Source organism: Neobacillus sp. SuZ13, from assembly GCF_030123365.1.
Classification (GTDB): Bacteria; Bacillota; Bacilli; order Bacillales; family Cytobacillaceae; genus Neobacillus.
In genome coordinates this window covers 4,867,205-4,890,586 of the sequence record NZ_CP126107.1, presented here as the reverse complement: position 1 = coordinate 4,890,586, position 23,382 = coordinate 4,867,205, and the positions used below count along the sequence as shown (strand labels likewise).

The 23,382-nt window shown below is 40.1% G+C and carries 20 protein-coding genes, 3 pseudogenes and 1 riboswitch; of the genes and pseudogenes, 9 read left to right on the top strand and 14 right to left on the bottom strand.

Annotation, left to right across the window (positions count from 1 at the left end; translation table 11 throughout):
- Positions 1–40: 40 nt before the first annotated feature.
- Positions 41–1,015, bottom strand: a complete 975-nt coding sequence (locus QNH17_RS24215) for a nuclease-related domain-containing protein (protein WP_283875622.1) — start codon at positions 1,013–1,015, stop codon at positions 41–43.
- Between the two features lie 324 nt (positions 1,016–1,339).
- On the opposite strand from QNH17_RS24215, the gene QNH17_RS29910 reads away from it, so the two are divergent.
- Complete coding sequence (locus QNH17_RS29910) at positions 1,340–1,567, top strand: pirin family protein (RefSeq protein WP_481858545.1); 228 nt, start codon at positions 1,340–1,342, stop codon at positions 1,565–1,567.
- A gap of 108 nt (positions 1,568–1,675) precedes the next feature.
- Here the strand turns inward: QNH17_RS29910 and QNH17_RS30100 are convergent.
- Both QNH17_RS30100 and QNH17_RS30095 read right to left on the bottom strand, forming a co-directional pair.
- A pseudogene (locus QNH17_RS30100) lies at positions 1,676–1,935 on the bottom strand (HIT family protein); the annotation flags it as partial.
- A gap of 211 nt (positions 1,936–2,146) precedes the next feature.
- A pseudogene (locus tag QNH17_RS30095) lies at positions 2,147–2,233 on the bottom strand (hypothetical protein); the annotation flags it as partial.
- 413 nt (positions 2,234–2,646) lie between these two features.
- Between QNH17_RS30095 and QNH17_RS24200 the strand changes: the two are divergent.
- The 8 genes and pseudogenes from QNH17_RS24200 to QNH17_RS24165 all read left to right on the top strand — a co-directional run.
- The gene (locus QNH17_RS24200; RefSeq protein ID WP_283875621.1) at positions 2,647–3,663 is read left to right on the top strand and encodes a LacI family DNA-binding transcriptional regulator; all 1,017 of its coding nucleotides are present in this window, start codon (positions 2,647–2,649) and stop codon (positions 3,661–3,663) included.
- Positions 3,664–3,673: 10 nt separating this feature from the next.
- Positions 3,674–4,987 (top strand): ABC transporter substrate-binding protein, encoded by a 1,314-nt coding sequence (locus QNH17_RS24195; protein WP_283875620.1) that lies wholly within the window; start codon positions 3,674–3,676, stop codon positions 4,985–4,987.
- A gap of 195 nt (positions 4,988–5,182) precedes the next feature.
- Positions 5,183–6,412, top strand: a complete 1,230-nt coding sequence (locus tag QNH17_RS24190; RefSeq protein ID WP_283875619.1) for an ABC transporter permease subunit — start codon at positions 5,183–5,185, stop codon at positions 6,410–6,412.
- Between the two features lie 44 nt (positions 6,413–6,456).
- Positions 6,457–7,284 carry a carbohydrate ABC transporter permease gene (locus tag QNH17_RS24185; RefSeq protein ID WP_283875618.1) on the top strand — a complete coding sequence of 276 codons (828 nt, stop codon included), beginning with the start codon at positions 6,457–6,459 and terminating at the stop codon, positions 7,282–7,284.
- 24 nt (positions 7,285–7,308) lie between these two features.
- Positions 7,309–8,031, top strand: coding sequence for a ThuA domain-containing protein (locus QNH17_RS24180; protein WP_283875617.1), 723 nt, complete (start codon positions 7,309–7,311; stop codon positions 8,029–8,031).
- Between the two features lie 22 nt (positions 8,032–8,053).
- The gene (locus QNH17_RS24175) at positions 8,054–9,103 is read left to right on the top strand and encodes a Gfo/Idh/MocA family protein (RefSeq protein ID WP_283875616.1); all 1,050 of its coding nucleotides are present in this window, start codon (positions 8,054–8,056) and stop codon (positions 9,101–9,103) included.
- A gap of 15 nt (positions 9,104–9,118) precedes the next feature.
- Positions 9,119–10,180: a Gfo/Idh/MocA family protein gene (locus tag QNH17_RS24170; RefSeq protein WP_283875615.1), complete on the top strand. Its 1,062-nt coding sequence runs from the start codon at positions 9,119–9,121 to the stop codon at positions 10,178–10,180.
- A gap of 3 nt (positions 10,181–10,183) precedes the next feature.
- A pseudogene (locus tag QNH17_RS24165) lies at positions 10,184–10,303 on the top strand (sugar phosphate isomerase/epimerase); the annotation flags it as partial.
- 50 nt (positions 10,304–10,353) lie between these two features.
- Here QNH17_RS24165 and QNH17_RS24160 read toward each other — a convergent pair.
- The 11 genes from QNH17_RS24160 to QNH17_RS24110 form a co-directional block, all read right to left on the bottom strand.
- Complete coding sequence (locus tag QNH17_RS24160; RefSeq protein ID WP_283875614.1) at positions 10,354–10,737, bottom strand: VOC family protein; 384 nt, start codon at positions 10,735–10,737, stop codon at positions 10,354–10,356.
- Positions 10,738–10,765: 28 nt separating this feature from the next.
- Positions 10,766–11,329, bottom strand: a complete 564-nt coding sequence (locus QNH17_RS24155; protein WP_283875613.1) for an NAD(P)/FAD-dependent oxidoreductase — start codon at positions 11,327–11,329, stop codon at positions 10,766–10,768.
- A 122-nt stretch (positions 11,330–11,451) separates the two neighbouring features.
- The gene (locus tag QNH17_RS24150) at positions 11,452–11,661 is read right to left on the bottom strand and encodes a ribosome rescue factor BrfA (protein WP_283875612.1); all 210 of its coding nucleotides are present in this window, start codon (positions 11,659–11,661) and stop codon (positions 11,452–11,454) included.
- Between the two features lie 119 nt (positions 11,662–11,780).
- A complete protein-coding gene (locus QNH17_RS24145; protein WP_283875611.1) occupies positions 11,781–12,992 on the bottom strand; it encodes an MFS transporter in 1,212 nt (403 codons plus the stop codon).
- A 14-nt stretch (positions 12,993–13,006) separates the two neighbouring features.
- Positions 13,007–13,420, bottom strand: a complete 414-nt coding sequence (locus QNH17_RS24140) for a MarR family winged helix-turn-helix transcriptional regulator (RefSeq protein WP_283875609.1) — start codon at positions 13,418–13,420, stop codon at positions 13,007–13,009.
- Positions 13,421–13,563: 143 nt separating this feature from the next.
- Positions 13,564–17,013 (bottom strand): methionine synthase, encoded by a 3,450-nt coding sequence (gene metH / locus QNH17_RS24135; RefSeq protein WP_283875608.1) that lies wholly within the window; start codon positions 17,011–17,013, stop codon positions 13,564–13,566.
- Positions 16,991–18,856 carry a bifunctional homocysteine S-methyltransferase/methylenetetrahydrofolate reductase gene (locus QNH17_RS24130; RefSeq protein ID WP_283875606.1) on the bottom strand — a complete coding sequence of 622 codons (1,866 nt, stop codon included), beginning with the start codon at positions 18,854–18,856 and terminating at the stop codon, positions 16,991–16,993. The genes metH and QNH17_RS24130 overlap by 23 nt, the downstream gene beginning before the upstream one ends.
- Positions 18,853–20,046 (bottom strand): cystathionine beta-lyase, encoded by a 1,194-nt coding sequence (gene metC, locus QNH17_RS24125; protein WP_283875604.1) that lies wholly within the window; start codon positions 20,044–20,046, stop codon positions 18,853–18,855. The genes QNH17_RS24130 and metC overlap by 4 nt, the downstream gene beginning before the upstream one ends.
- Positions 20,046–21,158, bottom strand: a complete 1,113-nt coding sequence (locus QNH17_RS24120) for a methionine biosynthesis PLP-dependent protein (RefSeq protein WP_144554610.1) — start codon at positions 21,156–21,158, stop codon at positions 20,046–20,048. The genes metC and QNH17_RS24120 overlap by 1 nt, the downstream gene beginning before the upstream one ends.
- A gap of 95 nt (positions 21,159–21,253) precedes the next feature.
- Positions 21,254–21,369, bottom strand: a riboswitch (SAM riboswitch).
- A 62-nt stretch (positions 21,370–21,431) separates the two neighbouring features.
- On the bottom strand, positions 21,432–22,148 hold the full coding sequence (locus QNH17_RS24115; RefSeq protein WP_283875602.1) for a DUF421 domain-containing protein: 717 nt from the start codon (positions 22,146–22,148) through the stop codon (positions 21,432–21,434).
- A 103-nt stretch (positions 22,149–22,251) separates the two neighbouring features.
- On the bottom strand, positions 22,252–23,310 hold the full coding sequence (locus QNH17_RS24110) for a lactonase family protein (RefSeq protein ID WP_283875600.1): 1,059 nt from the start codon (positions 23,308–23,310) through the stop codon (positions 22,252–22,254).
- Positions 23,311–23,382 lie beyond the last annotated feature (72 nt).

Below are 23,382 nucleotides of genomic sequence, written 5' to 3'. Positions count from 1 at the left end.
AGCGAATCGTTATTTACCATGTTAGAAAATAATTAAAAACTCACCAAGGGAAATTCTTAGGGGCATAGTATCGTGCTCTGTACTTTCCAAGGCATTGAAGATTACAAGATAGAAGTATTCTTTTTACTACATCACGTGATTTTATATGAGCAAATTCCCGAAACTGCTTATTGGTTATCGTCGGTCCAAATAGCAGAAAATAATCCTTCAGTGCGTTAATATGTGCGTCTTTTGAAAAAGCATCGCAGGAAGGGCAGTACCAATTCTGTTTTTTACGAATTAGGGAATGATTAGAGTTGGTAGGACAGTGGACACCACTTAACAAGTCTGATGTGTGAATATCATATTTTTTCAATACATAGCTTGTCGGAACGGTGTTCATCTTCACTAGGAGGCGGCAAAGCTTCTTGATTTCCTTGGAGGTCAAAAGCGGTTTCGAATATTGTTTTTCTAAAAGGGTAATTTTGTTTAAGAAGACATCGGACTTACAAACTCGGGGTTTAACTTTGTGGGCATTTTTTCCTGTAACAGCATAGGAAGTATAACTATTACTGATCACCACTAAATATTCAACCGGAATGGGAGGAAAATGATGTGCAGCAAGTAGTTTCTGTAAGTACTTCTGATGTCTTTCTGCCTGCGCAATCGGATAGGGGTATCCTTTTTCAATACCATTGTTGATCTGAATAAACTGTTCATTATCCGTATCAAATATTAACTTTCCAGCCATATTTTTGACATCAATCGCAAGGGCGAATTCAGGTGTTAAAAGCAGGGTGTCAATTTGGCAGTTGTAGTCGCCATCAGGAAGGTTTAAATCGTGGAGGATCATATATTTTTGATGAGGCAATTCGCGATAATAGTAATCGAGCGATTTCTCACCGATGTAACCTGCTTGTCTCCTTCCGTGCTCATCTAGTATCTGTTGGTACTTTTGGTGACTGCAGGGAAGACGCCGCAGTAAAGCTTCTAAAATAAGCATAATTAATGGTTTTGTCCTTTCTTTGATTATCAAAATAATCACTCCTCTCGTTTTAAGAATAAATTCTAATAATAAGACTGAATATCCTGCCGAATTTTATCGATTCTTGTAAAATATTTTCCGAAAATAATTTTACAAGCCAATGTTATTATTGAACGGGCGAATTTTCAGAGTTATTGAGCGAATTTGAGTTCCAACGGGCGAATTTCGGTGTTTTGTGAGCGAATTTCAGCATTCAATGAGCGAATTTCAACGTTTAACAGTCGATTCGCCATTTTCGCTCATTTCCGAAGTTTTAAATTTGATAAAGCATTTCAATAACGATACTATTATCTTGATTTACTAGGGGGATAGAATATGAGCGAAATTCTTCAAAGGGGTATTGAGCGTGTTTGGACCGTTCAGCATCACCAACATAGTTCGATTTACACTGCAGGAATGGTATTAGATCCCCAAAAAATGAAGGAGTCTGATCCTTTCCTTTTTCTCACAGAGGATTTTTTTAAAAAAGGTACGTTTGATTTTGACCCGCATCGCGGGATTGAAACCGTGACCTATGTGATTGAGGGCAAACTGGAGCACTAGATAATAAATCGGGCCGAGGCGAACTTGAGCCTGGTGATGTCCAGTGTTATCTATAGTATTAAATATACAAAAGACATTAAAGTATTTTGATGAAGATCGATTTAACTCTTTTTTTAATGCATCAATTGCTTGTAAAACTTTTTGTTTATGATCATCGTTGTTCATTTTATTTCTAGCGTGAAGGAGGACGGGTCTAACAGACTCTACAGAACGTCCTAATTCATACATCCACTCATAACGTGGGACATACCAAGTATGAAAATGATGCGTTGTATCTTCGTTGTAGAAATAATATACATATTCGATTCCAAGTACAACTCTTTGAGCTTTTCTAATTTTTGTATGTAAATTATATAATCCATTTTTTCCAAACGAACCATTTGTATGACCAAGAAGACCATCGATAACTTCCTTGATGTTGGACGATGAGTCTTGCTTTTGTCCAGTTTTCCCCATTATCCATACTGATTTCAACTTTCGAAATATAATCCATTCCAGTTCAAGAAAATACCTTTGATTAAATGCTTTCCCTTTCCAATATTCCTGACTTATCGCACCTTTTCTCCATTGTTCTCCATATACTTTAGGTTTGAATAATTCCCGCTTGTCACCAGAACATTCTAGGACCACTTTAATTTTTTTTGAAGGCAGGTTGATCTCTTGCATGGAAAACAAAATGGGTGTTCTAACGAAACCATTGATCGTCAGCAAATAGTTTGAATAAAGTGAGTAGCTTCTGTAAAACTCTTTATGATCCATTATGTCAGTTTGAATTGAATGGGTGTTTCTTTATTCTCTGGATGCAGACCACGAGTAATAAGATTCGGTTTTACGAAGGGAGTGACATTTTTCCCTCCTAAGGAAAAAACGTTAGTACTGATATCTATACTATGATATCCGAGTATTTAAAAATAAAAATTATTTCACTTTCCGAAACAATTAGGAATTTATAGATTTTTCTGAAAAAAATATTGAAATCGCTTTCAAAATCTATTAAAGTGTAATTGAAATCGATTTCAAGAAATAGATTTCAACATTTAAACCATCTTTAATAAAAGGAGGGGGAAGGGGGATTTTGTTTGGCCACGATTGCGGATGTAGCAATAAGAGCAGGGCTTTCAAGAGCGACCGTTTCAAGGGTGATTAATAACCATCCAAATGTAACTGAGGATAAGAAAAGGTTAGTTCGTGAAGCAATGGAGGCTTTGAATTATGTCCCCAATACCACTGCTCAGCGGTTACGGAATCAAAAAACAGATACGATTGCCATATTAGTTCCAGTCATGACAAATCCGTTTTTTGCGTATCTAGTGGAAGCAATGGATACGGTTGCAACTCAAAACAATCTTCAGTTACTCATTTGCCAGACGAGATATAGCAAACAGAAGGAACTGGATTTTTTGGAGCTGTTAAGAACAAAGCAAGTAGATGGGTTGATCCTTACATCATATGAAAACGAATGGAATATGATTGAGCCCTTTACAGAGTATGGTCCAATGGTTTTTTGCAATGAATATGAAAGAAATACAAGGGTGCCAATTGTCCGTATGGATCAATTTGAGGCGAGCTACATAGGGACATGCCACTTAGTTGAACAAGGCCATAAAAGAATTGCTTGTACCAGTGGTGATAAAAGTAATTTAGCCAAGGATAGGCAGGCTGGATTCAGAAAGGCTCTCGCAGAATACGGGCTTCCGTTTCGTACTGAATGGATGTTTTCAAATGTATTCGACCTAGATGACGGTAAAAGAATTTTAAGAACGATTTTAAACATGAAAGAAGCCCCCACTGCTGTTTTTACAGGAAGTGATCAGGTAGCAACAGGAATCATTATGGCCGCCAAGGCCATAGGCAAAAAAGTGCCGGACGAATTCGCCATCATCGGTTTTGATGATCAACCGATTGCCAGAGTTGTAGAACCGGCTCTGACAACGATTCGACAGCCCATCGAAGAAATGGGAAAGACAGCAATGGAAGTGATGATAGAATCTATTGCCCATAAGAAAGAAGTAGCCAATCACCTAGAAATTCTATTACCTTTTGATTTGGTAATTAGAGATTCAACCATGTCAAAATTGAAAACGATTTCAAAATAGGGGGAAAAACATGAAAAAGTCGAAGAAAGCCAAACTTTTAGCTGTATTTGCTACATTATCACTTGCGCTTGCTGCCTGTAGTTCGGATACTTCAAGCACGAAGGAAAAGCCGGCGGGGGACAAAACCAAGACGACAACAGAGCAAAAGGTAAAACTGATTTATGCTCGTGGTAAGGACGTTACTCAGGGAACTGCAAAAATGGTGGCAGCGTTTGAAGCAACTCATCCGAACATTGATGTAGAGTTTCGGGAAATGCCTGCTGACACTGGTCAGCAACATGATGCCTATATTACTGCATTTAACGCGAAGTCTTCTGAAATTGATGTTATTGATATGGATGTTATTTGGCCGGCGGAATTTGCTCAGGCTGGATATGTACTTCCGCTAGACCGTTTCATTCAACAGGATGGAATTGATTTAAACGAATATAACCAGGGTGCTTTAGGTGCAGCTCAGTTTAACGGAAAACAATGGGCACTTCCTAAATTTGTTGATGCCGGTCTACTATTCTATAGAAAAGACTTAGTTAAGCCAAATGAAGTACCAAAAACATGGGATGAATTATTAACAAAAGCGAAGGCAGATAAAGGTAAGGGCAATACAAAGTTTGGGTATGTTTTTCAAGCGAAACAGTATGAAGGGCTTGTCTGTAACGCTGTAGAATTTGTTGCATCCTATGGCGGAGCGTTCATCGATAAAGATGGTAAGGTAGCCATTAATAGTCCGGAGGCAATCAAAGGATTAAAGAAAATGGTTGAAATTGCTAAGTCAAGTGTTGTTCCTGGTAATGTAACAACATTTACAGAAACTGAATCAGACCAGGCGTTTATTGAAGGTCAAACGGTTTTCCTACGTAACTGGCCTTATGAATATGCAAGTGCGAATGACAAAACGAAATCCAAAATTGCTGATAAGGTTGGAGTAGCACCACTTCCTGCAGGTGACAAAGGATCAGCGGCGGCGCTTGGTGGCTGGATGGCTGGTATCAATAAGTATTCGAAGCATCCAAAAGAAGCATGGGAATTTCTGAAGTTTATGGCTGGTGCAGAAGGACAAAAAATCGATGCGATTTACGGTGGACACGCACCTACAATCACAAAGTTATATCAAGATCAAGAGATTCTTAAAGCGAACCCAACATTTGCAGATAAAGGCTTTGTTGATGGCCTAAGTGCAGCTGTTTCTCGTCCAGTAGCTCCAAACTATCCTGAAATCTCTGAAATCATTCAAGTAAATGTATCAAAAGCAATTGCAGGTCAACAAACCGTTGAACAAGCAGTTCAAAATATGGAAAAAGACATGAAAGAAAAACTTGGACAATAAAAATTGATTGAGATGTGATTAGTCTTCACTCATGAAGGCTAATCCATTTCATCCAAGAAACAGAGGGAGGGATAAGCCCTGAAAATAGAAACAGAATCAAAAAAAACTTCTATTATTAAGTATGATTCGGTACCAAAGAAGAGAAAAAACTTCTTTACAGAAAAAACGGCGGGGTATTATCTCATCGCTCCAGCCATGATCTTGATTTTTCTCATTGCGATTTGGCCTGTTTTGCAATCATTTTACTTTAGTCTTTTTGATTTGAGGTTAAGTGATCCTACGAAATCTGAAGTCAATTTAAGTTACAATATCGATCTTGAACGATATCTTAATAATTATCCATTTTTAATAAGTGAGATTGACATTGAAATTGGCAAAGGGAATGCCTCTGACAAACTTACCTTATTAAAGAAAAACCTTCAATCGATAGACAAAAAAATTCAAAGCAATGCGGATATAAAAAAGAAATATAATTCAGTTAATGATAAATTAATGAGTTTTAAGCAGGTGACCAGTGATCTTAGCATTGCCAAGATCGACCAAAAAACGGCGGAAGATTTAAAGAAAACAGGAAAAACAACAAGCAATGAGTTGATAAAAATCTCCCAATCTGTCAAATTTGCTCAAGAGAAAAAACTACTTGGATTGGCCTCTGGATATGGTGACGCTGTCATTGAGCCGAATTTTATTGGTTTACAACATTACAAGGATAATTTATCCGATAGACGTATGTGGAAAGCAATCGGAAATACAACCACTTTTACGGTCATTTCTGTTTTTGTGGAACTCGTTCTAGGACTGGCCATTGCGCTTTTGATTAACAAAGCATTTGTTGGGCGTGGGCTTATTCGGGCTAGTATTTTAATCCCTTGGGCGATTCCAACGGCTGTTTCTGCCCTAATGTGGAAATTTCTATATGATGGTCAAAACGGTGTGGTAGCCAAGTTATTTGAAAATTTTGGACTAGTTGACAAGATGGAAAAACTGCTTGTGACCGATACGGGAGCCATGTTTTCGGTTATCTTTTCTGACGTTTGGAAAACCACTCCTTACATGGCATTGCTGCTATTGGCCGGGCTGCAAACTATTCCAGCTTCCCTCTATGAAGCGGCCGCCATTGATGGTGCTAGTAGATGGAAGCAATTTATCAAAATTACTTTACCGCTCATAAAGTCCAGCCTTCTTGTTGCCCTTTTATTTAGAACACTTGATGCATTCCGTGTCTTTGACTTAGTTTACGTGTTAACCGGTGGAGGTCCTGCTAACTCTACTGAAACCATTTCACTCCTTGCTTATAAAGTGATGTTCTCTCAGACGAATTTTGGTGACGGTTCTGCTCTCTCTGTCATTGTATTTATCTGCGTTGCGATTATTTCGATGATTTATATCAAGTTTTTGGGTAGAGATCTGCTAAATGACAGATAAGGGAGATTTATAGGAACACCAATTTTCGAGGGAGGAAGTTTAACATGCAGAAAAAAGCGAGTCCATTCTTTTATGTGTTTCTCGTCATATTTGTATTTGTTGTGATGTTTCCATTTTTGTGGATGCTAATAAGCTCGGTAAAACCAGCTACAGAATTGTTTGGCGAAAGGGCATTTACTCCCTATACCACGCATCCGACATGGAAGAATTACATTTCAGTTTTTGCTGAACATCCGTTTTTACGATATTTATGGAATAGTACGGTTGTTGCCAGCGTGACGACAGTTTATACAGTGACTGTTGCTTCGTTTGCTGCATATGCAATCGCAAGGCTTCAGTTTAAAGGAAAAACCTTTATTCTTGGAATTGTGTTATCCGTTTCTATGTTTCCGCAAATCGCAACGATTACACCTATTTATATCTTCTTAAAGAATATAGGATTAACTAACTCTTATTTAGGATTAATTATCCCATATACAACATTCACACTTCCGCTTTCTATTTGGATTTTGGTGACATTCTTCCGTAAAATTCCGTTGGATCTTGAAGAGGCGGCCAAAATAGACGGTGCTTCCTTAATGCAAACTTACTGGAAAATCATTATGCCACTTGCAGTACCAGGGATATTTACAACCGCTATCCTAGTATTCATCGCAGCTTGGAATGAGTTCTTTTTCGCGCTTACCATCAATACAGATGAAAAATATAAAACCGTACCGATTGGGATTGCGATGTTCCAAGGGCAGTTTACGATTCCGTGGGGGGAAATTGCAGCAGCTACGGTCGTTGTGAGCGTTCCTCTAGTAATCATGGTCCTTGTTTTTCAGCGTAGAATTGTATCTGGTTTAACATCTGGTTCTGTTAAAGAATAAAAAATGTTTGGAGATGAACGAAAAATGAGCAAAGTCACAGTTTGGAATGAAAACCGACATGAGCAGAAAAATCCAATTGTAAGAGAAATTTATCCGAAGGGAATTCATGGGGCGATTGCAGGATTTTTAGAAGAAGCTGGATTTGATGTAAGTACTGCAACTTTAGATGAAGCTGAACACGGGCTAACTGACGAGGTCCTTAGGAACACCGATGTTCTCGTGTGGTGGGGACATCTTGCCCATGGGGAAGTAAACGATGATATCGTTGAAAAAATACATCAGCGTGTATTGGATGGGATGGGATTGATCGTTCTCCATTCTGGTCACTTCTCCAAAATTTTCAAACGTTTAATGGGAACCTCCTGCGATTTAAAATGGCGGGAAGCAGACGATAAAGAGCGGATCTGGGTAGTAGATCCAAGCCATCCAATCGTAGAAGGCCTTGGTGAATACATTGAGCTTGAGAAGGAAGAGATGTATGGAGAGCACTTTGATATTCCAGTCCCCGATCAATTAGTATTTGTTAGCTGGTTTGAAGGCGGAGAGGTTTTCCGAAGCGGCTGCACTTATCGTCGCGGCAACGGCAGGATTTTCTACTTTAGACCCGGTCATGAAACCTATCCAACCTATCATCATCAGGATGTCCAAAAAGTAATCACAAATGCGGTGAAATGGGCACAGCCGGTAAATCGGAAACGACCTGTTTATGGTAATGCACAGTCTATTGAACCGATTTCGATAAAATAATTTATTTGGAGAGGAAAAAATTATGAGCAAATTAAAAATAGCCGTCATTGGCTGCGGTAGTATTGCAAGGCACCGCCATCTACCTGAATATGCAGCAAACGTAAATGTTGAAATTGCTGCTGTTTGTGACATTGTGGAGGCAAGAGCAATCGAGTTCGCTGAAAAGTATAATGCGAGAGCTTTTACAAGTTATGAAGAATTACTTGCCCTTGAGGAAATTGATGCCATTTCAGTATGTACCCCTAATTACCTGCATGCTCCTATCTCCATTGCAGCGCTAAATGCAGGAAAACATGTCCTATGTGAAAAACCGATGGCAACGAAAAAAGAAGAAGCACTTTCAATGATTTTGGCAGCAAAAAAGAATGACAAAAAGCTAATGATTGGTCATAATCAACGATTTGTAAGTTCTCATGTAAAGGCAAGAAAGCTCATTGAGAATGGTGATGTTGGAAAAATCTACAGTTTCAGAACCGCATTTGGTCACCCAGGTCCAGAAAAGTGGAGTGCGGACAGGAAGGATAGCTGGTTTTTCAAAAAAGAACAGGCCTTTATAGGGGCGATGGGTGATCTCGGTGTTCATAAAACAGATCTTATTCGCTATTTACTTGGGGAAGAAATTGTCGAAGTTGGTGCCTTTGTAGAAACGAGCGCAAAGACTAACACTGATGTGGATGATAATGCGGTATGTATACTTAAGACGGAATCGGGAATTGTGGGTACACTTGCTGCAAGCTGGTCGTATGTGTCTAAAGAAGATAATTCTACTATTATATATGGAGAAAATGCGATCTTGCGGCTTGAGGAAGACCCGAATTTCTCGCTTATTATCCAATACATAAATGGGGAAACGGTGAAATATGAACTCGGAAACATTCAGTCGAATGAAGAGGCTGGGCAAAAAAGTTCTCATGTAATAGAAAACTTTGTAAATAGTATTCTTTTAAACATTGAGCCTCCAATCACCGGGGAAGAAGGCATGAAATCGTTAAATGTTATTCTAGCAGCGCTTGAATCGGATAAAACAAGGCAAATTGTTAAAGTCGATACTAGAGAAATTTCACATGCCTAGGTATGAGGTGTTGTCATGAGTAAAATGCGGGTTGGTTTGATTGGAATAGGAGGGATTGCTCAATCTAGGCATATTCCTGCCTTCCTACAATTGGAAGAATTAGTATCGATTGTAGCCGTTCATGACATTGACCATGAGCGAGCGAAGGAAGTAGCTACAAAGTTTGGTATTCTAAAGATTTTTGAAACCTATCAGGAAATGTTCAATGAAGTCGATGCGATTGTGATTTGTACACCGAATAAGTTTCATGCTGAAATTGCAATTGCGGCGCTAAAAGCAGGGATTCATGTTCTTTGTGAAAAACCGATGGCTCTCACAGCCTTTGATTGTAAGGCTATGTCTGAAGCTGCAAAACAATCTGGAAAAGTCCTATCCATTGCCTACCATTACCGTTTTATGAAGGAAGTTCAAGCGGCTAAAAAGGTAATGTTAGCCGGTGAGATTGGTAACCCGCTTGTTGTCAGGGTACAGGCAATGCGCCGCCGGAAGGTGCCTGGCTGGGGCGTTTTTACCAATAAAGAATTACAGGGAGGAGGCAGTCTAATCGATTATGGCTGCCATCTCTTGGACCTGTCACTGTGGCTATTAGGCGATTGTGAACCGATTGAAATAATAGGCTCTACCTACAATGTCTTGAGTAAAACGGAAGGTCAGGTAAATCAATGGGGAAAATTCGACCCAAGTGCATTTGATGTGGATGATCATGTTACAGGCTATATTAAATTTTCAAATGGAGCGTCTATGCTTCTTGAAACCTCTTGGTCTAATAACATTAAAGAAGATGTGATTGAAAACGTCAGTATTTCTGGAGACAAAGGTGGTTTGGAGGTATTTCCATTCAGTCTGAACTACGCCAAACATGGTATGTTGATTAATAGCCAAGCTACTTGGATGCCAGGGGAAGAAAAGCCTGATCTTCCACAAGCGAAAAATTTTGTGAATGCTTGTCTTGGTCTTGAAGAACTTGTAGTAAAACCAGAAGAAGCAGCACGGGTTTCAAAAATTATGGAAGCGATTTATGAAAGCAGCCGGATAGGCAGCAGTGTAAAATTTAAGATTGAAGGTATTGTGGGATAGTCTATGAAACTCGGGGTATTTACCGTTTTATTTGCAGATAAGTCTTTAGAAGAAATGCTAGATTATGTGAATGCTTCCGGTCTCACCGCAGTAGAAATAGGTACTGGAAACTATCCAGGAAATATCAAGGGACTCAGCAGCTGAGTCCCTTAATTCATTTTCCTATCCTAGAGCTATCGTTGGAAAAACTCGACCTTTTCACCATCAGGGCCTTGCACAAAGAAATTACGATATCCGTTCGGGAGTGTCACGATCTCATCACTAATGAAAACTACGTTGACGCCCTTTAAACGATCGAATTCCTCTTCTATATCATCCACCAAGAAGGCGACGTGATTGACTTTCCCTTCTGCAGGAAGATCTCCATTACCACCATATACTAATTCTAATTCTGTCTCGTCTGAACTTTGGAATCCAAGGAAGGCTAACGTTATGGTACCATTTGCAATCGTAAATCTGTCTTTTAACGCCAGACCAACTATTTCTTGATAAAACCGAAGTGAGGCATCAAGGTCGTTTACCATGACCCCAACATGGTCCATTTTCTTAACAGCCATTTGTCTTCCTCCTTTTATGTAACCTTTTTTAGGCTTTTAACACATCATGGTCGACATAGCGTACACCGTTAATTTCACTGATAACATTTATGGCTACCTTGGCACCGTCGCCAGCAGTAATAATAGTGTGCATACTCACACCAGCAACTGTCCCAGCAGCCCAAATGCCATCAATATTTGTTTTACCAGCAGCATCAACGGCCAATACTGTCTTGATTCTTGGTTCTGTTCCTGGCTTTGTTGTTAAGCCAGCCGCTTCAGCAAGATCAACAGACATGCCTGTAGCAAGGATAACATGTTTAGCTTCAAATTCCCCTTGTTCAGTTTCAACTTTAAAACCAGTCTCCGTTTTGCTGATGTTGGATACCGTAGCTTGAACGATTTCAGCGCCAAATTTAGTTGCTTGTTTTTTTCCAGTTTCAACAAGATCTGGTCCAGTAATTTCTGCCACACCATAATGGTTTTCAATCCAGGCTCTCTTTGTCACGCTCTTATCATTATCAATAACCACTGTTTTCTTTCCAGCTTTTGCAGTAAAAAGAGCCGCACTTGCGCCAGTAGGTCCAGCACCAACAATTAGTACATCAAACATATTATTTACCTCCCATATATTGAAAAATTGATTTCAAAATAAGATTAGCGTAAATAGAAACATATGTAAAATCAACTGCCTATATTAGTAGAAAATATTTGAATATTTATAATAAATAAATTTTATATCGCTGTCTGCCAAAAAAAAGAACCATCATTTCCTGTTTGGGATTGATGGTTCTTGTGTTTAAATTGATATAAATGGTCTTTTTTAGATTTTGTTATCCTTGTTCTCATATCAGTAAAAACAAACGGGCTTCGCTTTTCTGCTGGATTCATTCGGCCTTCACGGGTCAGTTTTTCACGTAACTTTTTGGCTTTAGATTTCGCCAAAACAATCACTCCTCTAATCATAGTTAGAGTTCCATTATATAACAAAAATACAGATAGTACACTACGCCTTTCAAAAATGGGTTTGAAATGAATCCATTTTTGAAAGGTGGTAGCAATCATTATGAGTTAAGGTTATTTAACTCTGTCTGTTTATGTTCTTTAAACGATACTTGTTTCCGGGTATGAAGGAAATAATATAGTATAATCCCGATTAGAACATAGAAGGAACTAAAGAAATAAAGAGAACTATAATCCATTTTTGCGGCTGCTAACCCGACCACAAACGAGCCAAAGGCGATCCCGATATCATAGATTGATAGGAAAGTAGCTGTAGCTAATCCTCTTTTTCGAGGCGCAGCGTCTTGAATCGCAATTGTTTGGAAGGTTGGAAACAGCGTTCCCCAGCCTAAACCAATCATTCCTGCTGAGAGAAGAAAGCTTAACGCGCTGCCGCTTTGACTTAAGACAAACATTCCTATTGCAAATAATAGGATGGATGGGAAGACAATCACATTGGGACCATACAGGTCTAACCATTTTCCAGTAAAAGGTCTTGAAATTAATAAAACAATCGCATAAACCACAAAGAAAAGGGAGGAAACCTCTGCAAGGTGTATCTCCGTTGCGAAAACAGATACGAAAGAAAGAAGTGCTGAATAAACGATGGCAAGAAAGCCACCAACAATTGCGATCGGAACGGCTGAAGGCTCAATTAAGTTTTTGAATGAAAAGGTAGACTGTACAATCGGAAGGACTGTTTCCTCTGTTCCTTTAACTTTTACACTTAACCCAGTGATCAGGGCCCCGAAGGCAACAATGACACTAATGATGAACAGGGTTTCCGCACCCCATTGCTGGATGGCAGTTAAGCCGATAAATGGTCCTAATACCATTGCCATATTCGTCGACATGATAAAATAGCCCATTCCTTCACCACGGCGCGAAATTGGAATAAGGTCTGCCACGATTGCTCCTACAGCGGTTGTCGCCATCCCAAAACCAACCCCATGTAACAAACGGATGGCCAAGAATCCCATGATTGTTTTTGGAAAAAAATATAATAGCGAGGCGCCTGAGAAAACAATCAGCGCAGTAAGCAGTACTTTTTTATGGCCAGATTTTTCAAGCCATTGGCCAGCAACCGGACGTGATATAATCGCTGATATCAAAAACACGGTTGTCATTAAACCCGCTTGTGACGCATTACTGTCAAACTCCTGTATTGCATAAATAGGAAGTGTAACGAGTAAAACATAAAAGGTTAAAAATAAAAAAAAGTTACTTAACGAAATACTGATAAAATTTTTCGTCCATAATTTAGGTTTATTCATATGATCGCTCCTTTTTATAAAAGCTTTTGTAACCAGCTTTTTTGAAGATGAAAAAGCTCTTCCTGTGATGATTCTGGAAGATGCTTCAATAATGATTGATTATTTTCCATGACGGTTTTTTCCCACTCAGGATACATCGACAATGCCATATCTGTTAATTGAATCAGTTTCTCGCGCTTGTCCTTACCAGGCTCCTGACGTACGTATCCTTGTTTAACAAGCCGTTGAATGGTGCGGGTCATCGGTGGGGCTTCAACGAATAAGTATTCACAAAGCTCTTTTTGGGTTAATGAGCCTTTGGTTTGTAAAACAAAAATGACGGACCATTGTGACCCGTATAAACCTAAGGGTTTTAATGCTTCATTAAGTGTATTGGTCAGATGACGTGAAAGCTGATGGAGCGTATGGAATAATTCGTGGCTATTCATTTATGTAGCACACCTCAAACTTCTTTTTGTTAATTAGTTACCTAGGTAACTATAGTGTATTTGTTTTTAAATGTCAAGGTAGGTGCACACACAAAAAAATTCCGCAGAAGGTAATAACCTCCCGCGGAATCCCAAAAACATCCCTATCTCAACACATTAAAATACCTAGCTTCCGGATGTGCAAATACGATTGCTGAAACAGAAGCTTCAGGTTCCATCATACAGCCTTCTGTTAACTGAATGCCGATTTCCTCCGGCTGTATCAACTTAAATAGCTTCTTTTGATCCTCCAATTCTGGACAAGCAGGGTAGCCAAACGAAAAACGCTGACCTTGATATTTAGCCGTAAAACGGTCTTGCATTGTGAAATCAAGCGGATCTGGGAAGCCCCAGCGGTCGCGCATTTGACGGTGAATTAACTCCGCAAAGCCTTCTGCCGTCTCTAATGCCAGCGCTTGGAGAGCGTGAGATTCTAAAAAGCGCCCATCTTTTTTAAATTGCTCCGCTTTTTCTCGGATTCCCCTGCCGGCTGTAACCGTAAAGAAGCCGACATAATCTTTCTCACCGCTGTCCACTGACTTAAGGAAATCAGCTAAACAAAGATGTGGTGCCGATTCCTGACGAGGAAAGTCAAATGTTTCAATGACCTCGTCTTGATTTTCCGGATTGAAGATCAAGACTTTATTGCCATCCGCTTGTGCTGGGAAAAATTGATAAGCTGCAGCTGGAGAAATCCAGCCGTTTACACGCGCATCAGTCAATAATTGGTCAACGACCTCTTTCACCTTAACTGCTTTTTCATCCTTTGCGGCTAATAACTTGGCGATTTTCCCTTTCACACCAAGATGGTGACCAATTAACATTTGCATATTGATATATGGTTCAATATGAGAAAGGGAATATGATTTAAGGATATGCCTCTTTGTATCCATTGGCGTAAAGACAGGAACCTGGGTCGACACCGCTGGCTTCGGTTTTACAGCAACGGAAACAGATGAGGGGCGCTCAAACTCCCTAGGAATAGCTAAAGAGGCCAATTTTTCATTTTTCTCAAGCATTAATTTTTGAACTTCCTCTTCCGAATTCAATTGATTCGCAATCGAAAGACCGGTCATCGCATCTTTGGCATAAAGGACAAGTCCATCATACTCTTTGGCAATCTTCGAATCAGTGAATTTCCGAGAAAGGGCTGCTCCTCCAACCAGGATAGGGATTGCAATACCGGATTCCTTCATATCCTGAGCTGTTAATACCATTTGCTGTGCAGACTTTACCAGTAAGCCTGACAAACCAACCATGTCTGGTTTTTCACGCTGAATCGCCTGAACTAAATCAGTTGGATTGACCTTTATCCCAAGGTCGATTACTTCATAACCATTATTGCTGAGGATGATATCGACGAGGTTTTTCCCAATATCATGAACATCGCCTTTCACCGTGGCTAAAATAATTTTCCCTTTTGTAGCAGAAACATCGCCTTTTTCCATGTGTGGCTCTAAATGCGAGACAGCTGCTTTCATAACCTCAGCACTTTGAAGAACCTCGGCAACGATGAGTTGGTTGTCGTTAAAGAGACGGCCGACTTCCTTCATCCCTTCCATCAATGGCCCATTTATAATATCCAGCGGGGCAGGGTAGGTTTCAAGGGCTAGGTCTAAATCTGGTAGTAATCCTTCCTTTGTTCCCTCCACCACGTAATAGGCGAGACGCTCGTCTAGAGTCATATTTGGAACAGTGGATTTCGATTCTTTCTTTTTGCCGCGATAAAATTCAGTAAAGGTTGCCAACGTCTCATCAGTTGTATTAAATAAAAGAGCTTCTGCTAATTGAACTTCTTCTTTAGAAATGGAAGCAAACCGCTCTAGTTTTTCCGTATTAACAATCGCATAATCTAGTCCTGCTTGGGTACAGTGGTATAGGAATACAGAATTAAGAACTTCTCTTCCGACAGGTGGAAGCCCGAAGGAGACATTACTAATTCCGAGGATTGTTTGTACCTCTGGTAAATTTTCCTTAATTAACCTGATTCCCTCAACCGTAGCCTTGGCGGAACCGATATATTGTTCATCGCCAGTCCCAACAGGAAACACGAGCGGATCAAAAATGAGATCTTGTGGTTTTAGACGATATTTATTGACAAGCAGATCATAGGACCGTTTCGCAATGGTTAGTTTTTGCTCGGCAGTTACCCCCATTCCTTCCTCATCAATGGTCCCGACAACCACAGCTGCACCGTAGCGATGGATTAATGGGACCACCGCTTCAAAGCGTTCCTCGCCATCTTCTAGATTAATCGAATTGATAATGGCTTTACCTTGCGAATATTTAAGCGCCCGTTCAATAACCTTTTCATCAGTAGAATCGATAACAAGGGGAGCCTTTACTTTCTTTACCACTTCTTTAATAAAATTTTCCATATCAACCATTTCTTCACGGTCAGGGTCGGCAAGGCAGAGGTCAATGACATGCGCGCCGCCTTTGACTTGGGCACGGGCAATCTCTGCTGCTTCTTCAAATTTTCCTTCAGTGATTAAACGTTTGAATTTACGTGAGCCAATTACATTTGTCCGTTCACCGACCATAATTGGTCGTAACGTCGGATCATCATAAATGAATGGTTCAATACCTGAAACCATATGAACGGCATTTGGCTTAAATTCTCTCGGCTGGAATTCCTTCATCGCATCTGCGATTGCTCTGATATGAGAAGGAGTCGTTCCACAACAGCCGCCAACAATATTCAGCCAGCCATGAGCAGCAAAATCAGCCAGCTTTTTCGCTAACGTTTCAGGTGTTTCATGATAATGTCCTTCTTCATCAGGCAAACCAGCATTTGGATAGCAGCTGACAGCTGTAGATGCCAAATCTGCAAGTGAGCGGACATGGTCCTGCATGAACTCAGGACCTGTAGCACAGTTAAGTCCAACAGCAACAGGATTCATATGCTCTACTGAGATAAAAAACGATTCGATCGACTGTCCGGCAAGGGTTGTTCCCATTGGCTCAATCGTTCCAGAAATAAACAATGGCAGTGTTTTACCCGTCTTTTCGAACGCCCGCTCAATTCCAACATAACCTGCTTTTACATTCAACATGTCCTGACTTGTTTCAAGCAGTAGTAAATCAACACCGCCATCAATGAGACCAATCGCTTGTTCTTCGTATGAGGCTGCAAGGGCATCAAAGGTAGTTCCGCCTGTAACACTTAATGTTTTTGTCGTGGGACCCATCGACCCGGCCACATATCGGGGCCATTCATCTGTTGATATCTTGTAAGCTTCTTTCACCGCAAGGAAAGCAGCAATTTTATTAATCTCATAGGCTTTATAACCTAACTCATATTCATCGAGAACAAGACTTGTCGCCCCGAACGTATTTGTTTCAATGATGTCTGCACCAGCTTCTAAGTATTCACGATGAATATTGGCAATGACAGAGGGGGCGGTTAACACTAGGTTTTCGTTACAGCCTTCATACTGCTCGCCACCAAAATCTTCCGCTGTTAGATTTGCTTCTTGGATCATCGTTCCCATCGCCCCGTCCATGACGAGGATTCGTTTTTTAAGTTGTTCAGTAAATGGTGTTTTCGGCATAGTTGCTCCTCCTCAATTCACTTGCACGCTGACGAGCATATAACGCCAATTCAGCAGTCATTTCATAGCGTAAAAATGGTGTAATCAAATAAATTCCGTTAAATAAATCGAGTGCAGTGTCTATTAATGATTTAGTAATTTCAATTCCTTCACGCGCTGCCTGCTCAGGGTTATCGTTGAACATTGCCATTCGGTTCCGGATTGAATCAGCAATTTTGATTCCCGGCACTTCATTATGAAGGAACTCGGCATTTTTACTGCTTGTCAGTGGCATAAGGCCAATATAAATAGGTGCATCAAGATGTTTGGTATTTTCATAGACTTCGATTAATTTTTCCTCCGAAAAAACTGGCTGGGAGATAAAGTAATCAGCCCCGTACTGTATCTTTTTCTCTAACCGCTTTACAGCTTTCTCAACAGAGCGAACATTTGGGTTAAAGGCTGCGGCAATACTAAAAGACGTTTTTTGCCCCAAATCCTTTCCAGAAAAGGATAAGCCTTCATTTAATTGCTTAATCATCTGGATCAACTCAAAGGAAGAAACATCATAAACAGAAGAAGCACCAGGGAAATCTCCTACTCTTGCAGGGTCACCTGTAATTGCTAAAACATCATTCATCCCAAGCGTATGAAGCCCCATTAAATGGGATTGCAAGCCAATAATATTTCTGTCACGGCAAGCAATATGAATCAGCGGACGCATTCCTAATTTTTCTTTCACCAAATATCCTAAAGATTCGTTTGAGATACGAACGGTTGCAAGAGAATTATCCGCTAAGGTAATTGAATCAATGCCTGCTTCTTTTAGGGCTTTGGCGCCTTCGAAGAACTTTGTTGTATCTAGTTTTCTAGGCGGATCTAATTCTACGATCACCGATGGCCTTTCTTTCACGATTTCTTGAAGGGGAGTGAACTCCCTTTGTGGAGAAAGTTGATCAACGATAATTCTCTTTGGTTTTAATTTTACTATTTTTTCAGTAATCGGGACACTATTCTTTAATTCAGCGGCAAAGGCTTGAATATGTTCTGGTGTTGTCCCGCAGCAACCCCCAAGCAATCGAACGCCTTGGCTGCGGAAAGCCCGTGCTGAATTTCGAAAATAATCGGCATCGCCCTCGTAATGAAATTTACCATCCGTATAGGCAGGGAGACTAGCGTTTGGATAGGCTGATAGGAAAGCATGTTCAGGTAGTTCGACCTGTTCCAAGGCTAATAACATATGATGGGGACCGAGTCGGCAATTAAGTCCAACGACATCAGCACCAAGAGCTTCTAGTCGTCTTAAGGCGTCATTAACAGGTGTACGGTCCTGTAAAAATCCAGGCTCCTGATGGGAAACCTGAGCAATGATTGGCAGTTTCGTTTCCTTTCTAGCAATCGATAGAACGGTCTCAAGCTCTTCAAGATTATAAAAGGTTTCGAACAATAGGCCATCTACTCCTTCTAGAAGGAGACAATACAATTGTTCACGGAAACTGCGTTTTAATTCGTCAATCGAGACTGAATCTGGTTTAATTCCACGATTGCCGCCAATCGTCCCAAGGACGAACGTATTGGATCTGGAAGCAGCTTGTTTAGCCAATTGGACAGCAGCACTGTTAATTTCCTTGACAGAATCCTCTAAACCATACCTTTGCAGCTTAAGATAGTTTGCTGCATAGGTATTGGTTTGAATCACATCAGCCCCTGCATCAATATAGGCTTTATGGATGGAGCGGATGTGGTCTGGCTGGGAAAGATTCAATTCCTCTAAACAGCTATCCTTACCGTAGGAATACAATAGGGTTCCCATGGCGCCATCAGCGATTAAGATTTGATTTTTTAATTTTTCTAAAAAGCTCATGATGATTCTCCTTGCTGTAATACCAAATGATTCGTACGAACGTGCTCTAGCGCCTGCGAAAAATCCTTAATCAAATCGTCAGGATTTTCAAGTCCAACTGATAAGCGAACTAGACTATTGGTAATCCCGCGCTTTTCTCGTTCTTCTTGAGGCATCGCAGCATGGGACATTTTTGCCGGATATGAAAGAATAGATTCTACCGCTCCAAGGCTGACAGCAAATACAGGTATTTCCACGTTCGCTAGAAAGGTTCGAAGAGCATCTTCATTTGCCAATTCAAAGGATAGCACTGCTCCAGGTCCAGCAGCTTGATTCTTCTGAATGTGATATTGAGGGTGACTTTCAAGCCCCGGATAATGGACTTTATCAACCAGCGGGTGGGAATCTAAAAACTCTGCTAGTTTGATAGCCGAATTTTGAGATTGTTCCAAGCGAACGTGCAAAGTCTTGATTCCTCTTAAAACGAGCCATGCATCTTGAACGCCTAAGATGGCACCAAATCCATTCTGCAAAAAGCCTAATCTTTTTGCCAGGTCTTCGTCATTGACGACCGCAAGCCCAGCAACGACATCACTATGGCCAGATAAAAATTTCGTCGCACTATGCAGGACTACATCTGCTCCTAGTTCTAAAGGTTTTTGGTGAGAAGGAGTAAGAAACGTGTTATCAACGAATGTTAATGCGCCCGTTTCCTTTGCAATGTTGCTTATTGCTCGTATGTCAGTCACTTTCATTAATGGATTCGATGGTGTTTCCACATAAAACGCCTTTGTATTCGGCTGAATGGCTTCTTTTACTTCCTCTAAATTAGTCATATCAACAAAAGTATGGTCAATTCCGAGTCGCGTAAGGACTTGTGTGACCATCCGAAACGTACCACCATACACATCCTCAGTAATAACAATATGATCCCCTGCAGACAGCAGGAGGAACGCTGTTGAAATGGCCGCCATACCAGATGAAAAGGCAAATCCTTTGATTCCGCCTTCGAGTTCTGCAATAACATCTTCGAGTGCTTCTCTTGTCGGATTTAAACTGCGGCCATAATCATACTTGCCAAACTGATCGAAATCCGATTGATGGAAGGTTGATGCATGCTGAATTGGTACACTAACTGCTCCAGTTACAGGATCAATTTTATGCTTATTATGAAGGAGTCTGGTTTCAAAAGTATATTGATCGTGTGACATTAGGCAATCACTCCTTCTTGAACATGGACAAACGCTTTTTCCAAATCTTCTATTATATCTTGTGAATCCTCAAGTCCTACGGAAAAACGTAATAACCGATTACAAACGCCTGCTTGAATTCGAACTTCTTCTGGAATATCCGCATGTGTTTGTGTTGCCGGATAGGTAATAAAGCTTTCTGTACCACCTAAACTTTCTGCAAAACTAATTAGCTGTAAACCTTGTAAAAATGGGTTAACCCATGTTTCGTCTTTGATTCTAAAGGAAACCATTCCGCCTCGACCAGGGTAAAGGACATCAGTGACCGCATCATGCTCGGAAAGAAATTCGACGATGTTTTTTGCATTTTTTTCATGTCGTTCCATCCGAAGGGACAATGTTTTCATTCCGCGCATTAATAACCACGAATCAAATGGACTTAGCACCGCTCCAGCACCGTTATGGTGGAAGGCCAAGGCTTCACAAAGTTCTTTTCCAGTTGCAACAACAAGACCGGCAAGGACGTCATTATGTCCTCCTAGGTATTTCGTTGCACTGTGGATGACAATATCCGCGCCAAGGGTAATCGGCTGCTGCAGGAGTGGAGTGTAGAAAGTGTTATCGACGATTAATAATAATCCGTGCTGCTTTGCAATTTTTGATACCGCTGCAATGTCAGATTCCTGCATAAGCGGATTGGTTGGTGTTTCTAAGAAAATAGCTTTTGTTTGCGGGGTGATCTTCTTTTCAATCTCTTCCGGACAACACGTATTCACATATTGAGTGGTTAAGCCCCATTTTTTATAGCCCTTTTCTAATAGACGGTAGGTACCTCCATATAAATCTTCACTAACGATCCATTCGTCACCAGATTCAAATAGTGCAAGGATAAGTTGAATGGCAGCCATACCAGAGCTGCATGCAAATCCCTGATCAGCATTCTCTAAATCAGCAATTGTTTTCTCAAGGAGCTGGCGTGTTGGATTTCCTGTTCGCGTATAGTCAAAGCCAGTTGATTGGCCAATTCCCTCATGGCGGAAGGCCGTTGAAAAGTATACAGGTGGATTAACCGTTCCAGTAGTTGTTTCACTGCGGTTTCCAATTTGGGCAAGTTTCGTATCAATTTTGTACATGATTACCACTCCTTGTGTAATATAAAAAATATTAAAATAAAAAAAGCCATCTTTGTAAGAAGATGGCTTTTGTACGTACGACCAAAAAGTCATTCTTCTTATCTTGCAAATTAGCAGCTAATTTGCAGGACTTAGCACCTTTTCAATGAAATAGCCATTGATGGTTGCTGAGGTGTCGCAGGGCCTTTCCCTCAACCTCTCTTGATAAGAAAACAATTATTTAGATTATTTATAAAATTTACTACAAGTTAGTACGTGTAGTCAATAGTTTTGTTAATCTATTTCATTAAATAATAAAACCTGTAATTTTTTCTGGCTATCGATTGTGGCAAGTAATATATTTCTTATTTCAACCTGATGAAGGTTCCTAAGTGTTTGAACAAGCCAGTCTTCCATTACATTTAATTCTTTAAGGGCAGTGTAATCTAACTTGCCTTCCTTTATGATTGTTTTTGGAAAATCAAATGGCTCAACGGTCATTTGAGAAATTGCCGGTGTCAGTGCAGTATATTTTGGTTCTAAAAAAATCGAGATTTTCCCATCAGATTCCCACAATGCCAAAGCTACTTTTTTCACATTCTCTACTTTTTCTTTTCGTAACTCCGCTAATAAATGATTAATAGAAATTCTCGCTTTCTTTAAGCCCTTATAATTGATTTTCCCATTCTTAATAAGTATGTAAGGTGCCGGGTCGAGAAACTTTTCAATGCGGTTTGATTTTAGTGTAAGTATTAATCCCCCAGAGTACAAAACCACCAATACAACAGTTGTAATCATAGAACCTTTCATCCCAAGATGTTCATCTGATAAGGGATGGGCAATAATATTTCCTAAGACCAAAGCGATAACAAAATCCAATAACCTTAACTGTGAAATGGCGCGCTGACCCATGATTTTTGCAACAACTAGCAAAAAGAAAAAGGCAATCACAGCTCTGACTATCCACTCAAGTGAACTAAGTGATTCTTGGCTATGAAAAAAATCAAACAATGGGGACACATCCTTTACAAAAAAGCATCCCACTTAGTATTAACTTAGAGTACATTGGTTTATTAAAAAACAGGATAAGTTCATCACTTATCCTGTCTTTATATTACACATGTAAGAATTTGATACAAACCGGATACGGAACCTCAATATCAGCCTGTATTAATGTTAGTTTTCCAGTGTTTTCATCACGTGAAAACAAGACGAGGTTACTGGACTCTTGGTTCGATGCCACAATGAATTTCTCCGATGGGTCTAACATAAAATCCCTCGGCCAATCCCCTTCAGTTGATGTACGATCAACAAAGCTAAGCTCTCCCGTTTCTTGATCTACACGGAAAACCGCAATACTGTTATGGCCACGATTACCAGCGTATACAAACTGTCCATCAGATGAAATATGAATGGCGCTGCCTTGATTATTCTCGTTGAAATCGTTAGGCAGCGTAGAAATATATTGTTTCTCTGTGAAATGACCATTTTCAGAGTTATAGGTTAAAACAATCACTTCAGAGCTAAACTCAGTCATGATATAAGCAAATTGTTGATTTGGATGGAAAACCAAATGTCTTGGTCCGCTTCCAGCTTTTAATGGAAGAACATGCGCTTTTGAAAGAGTGCCATCACTGTTAACTGCATAAGTGATTAATGCATCAATACCCAATTCAACAACCGCTAGATAATTCTCATCAGGGGTGATGCCAGCATAATGGGTATGTGGTTTCTCTTGTCTTGGATCTGGTCCAGAACCTTCATGCTTTATCACTGATGCAGCTGGTTGAACCGATCCATCTTCCTCGTTAATTAGATAAGATTCTACGGATCCTTTATGATAATTGGCACTGAATGCATAGCGGTTCTTACTGTCTACACTCACGTGACAAGGGGAAGACCCTGGAAGCATCTGACGATTAAGTTCAGTTAATGCGCCATTTTCACTAATAGAAAAAGCAGCAACGCCACCATTGTCACCTTCTTTGGCAACAGAGTAGAGGTAGCGATTGTCATTACTAATGGTTAGGTATGTAGGGTTTTCTAACTTAGCAGCAATTGTAATATCGGTGATTCTTTTCTCGCTTGCATCTAGTGTAAAGGAATAGATTCCTTCGCTGCCACCCTTCGTATACGTTCCAATAAAACCAAAATATTTTTGATTGTTTGTCATTTTTTTACTCCTCATAAAATGTAGTCTGTTTATTTTATCAAAGTTTCAGTTTATTACTCAAATATTGCAACT

Bases quoted from the DNA above. Each gene is read 5' to 3' on its own strand.
- QNH17_RS24120 (WP_144554610.1), bottom strand. From the start codon at position 21,158: ATGTACAAAATTGATACGAAACTTGCCCAAATTGGAAACCGCAGTGAA.
- QNH17_RS24160 (WP_283875614.1), bottom strand. From the start codon at position 10,737: ATGGCTGTTAAGAAAATGGACCATGTTGGGGTCATGGTAAACGACCTT.
- QNH17_RS24185 (WP_283875618.1), top strand. From the start codon at position 6,457: ATGCAGAAAAAAGCGAGTCCATTCTTTTATGTGTTTCTCGTCATATTT.
- QNH17_RS24145 (WP_283875611.1), bottom strand. From the start codon at position 12,992: ATGAATAAACCTAAATTATGGACGAAAAATTTTATCAGTATTTCGTTA.
- QNH17_RS24175 (WP_283875616.1), top strand. From the start codon at position 8,054: ATGAGCAAATTAAAAATAGCCGTCATTGGCTGCGGTAGTATTGCAAGG.
- QNH17_RS24180 (WP_283875617.1), top strand. From the start codon at position 7,309: ATGAGCAAAGTCACAGTTTGGAATGAAAACCGACATGAGCAGAAAAAT.
- metH (WP_283875608.1), bottom strand. From the start codon at position 17,013: ATGCCGAAAACACCATTTACTGAACAACTTAAAAAACGAATCCTCGTC.
- QNH17_RS29910 (WP_481858545.1), top strand. From the start codon at position 1,340: ATGAGCGAAATTCTTCAAAGGGGTATTGAGCGTGTTTGGACCGTTCAG.
- QNH17_RS24155 (WP_283875613.1), bottom strand. From the start codon at position 11,329: ATGTTTGATGTACTAATTGTTGGTGCTGGACCTACTGGCGCAAGTGCG.
- QNH17_RS24110 (WP_283875600.1), bottom strand. From the start codon at position 23,310: ATGACAAACAATCAAAAATATTTTGGTTTTATTGGAACGTATACGAAG.
- metC (WP_283875604.1), bottom strand. From the start codon at position 20,046: ATGTCACACGATCAATATACTTTTGAAACCAGACTCCTTCATAATAAG.
- QNH17_RS24170 (WP_283875615.1), top strand. From the start codon at position 9,119: ATGAGTAAAATGCGGGTTGGTTTGATTGGAATAGGAGGGATTGCTCAA.
- QNH17_RS24130 (WP_283875606.1), bottom strand. From the start codon at position 18,856: ATGAGCTTTTTAGAAAAATTAAAAAATCAAATCTTAATCGCTGATGGC.
- QNH17_RS24140 (WP_283875609.1), bottom strand. From the start codon at position 13,420: ATGAATAGCCACGAATTATTCCATACGCTCCATCAGCTTTCACGTCAT.
- QNH17_RS24190 (WP_283875619.1), top strand. From the start codon at position 5,183: ATGATCTTGATTTTTCTCATTGCGATTTGGCCTGTTTTGCAATCATTT.
- QNH17_RS24195 (WP_283875620.1), top strand. From the start codon at position 3,674: ATGAAAAAGTCGAAGAAAGCCAAACTTTTAGCTGTATTTGCTACATTA.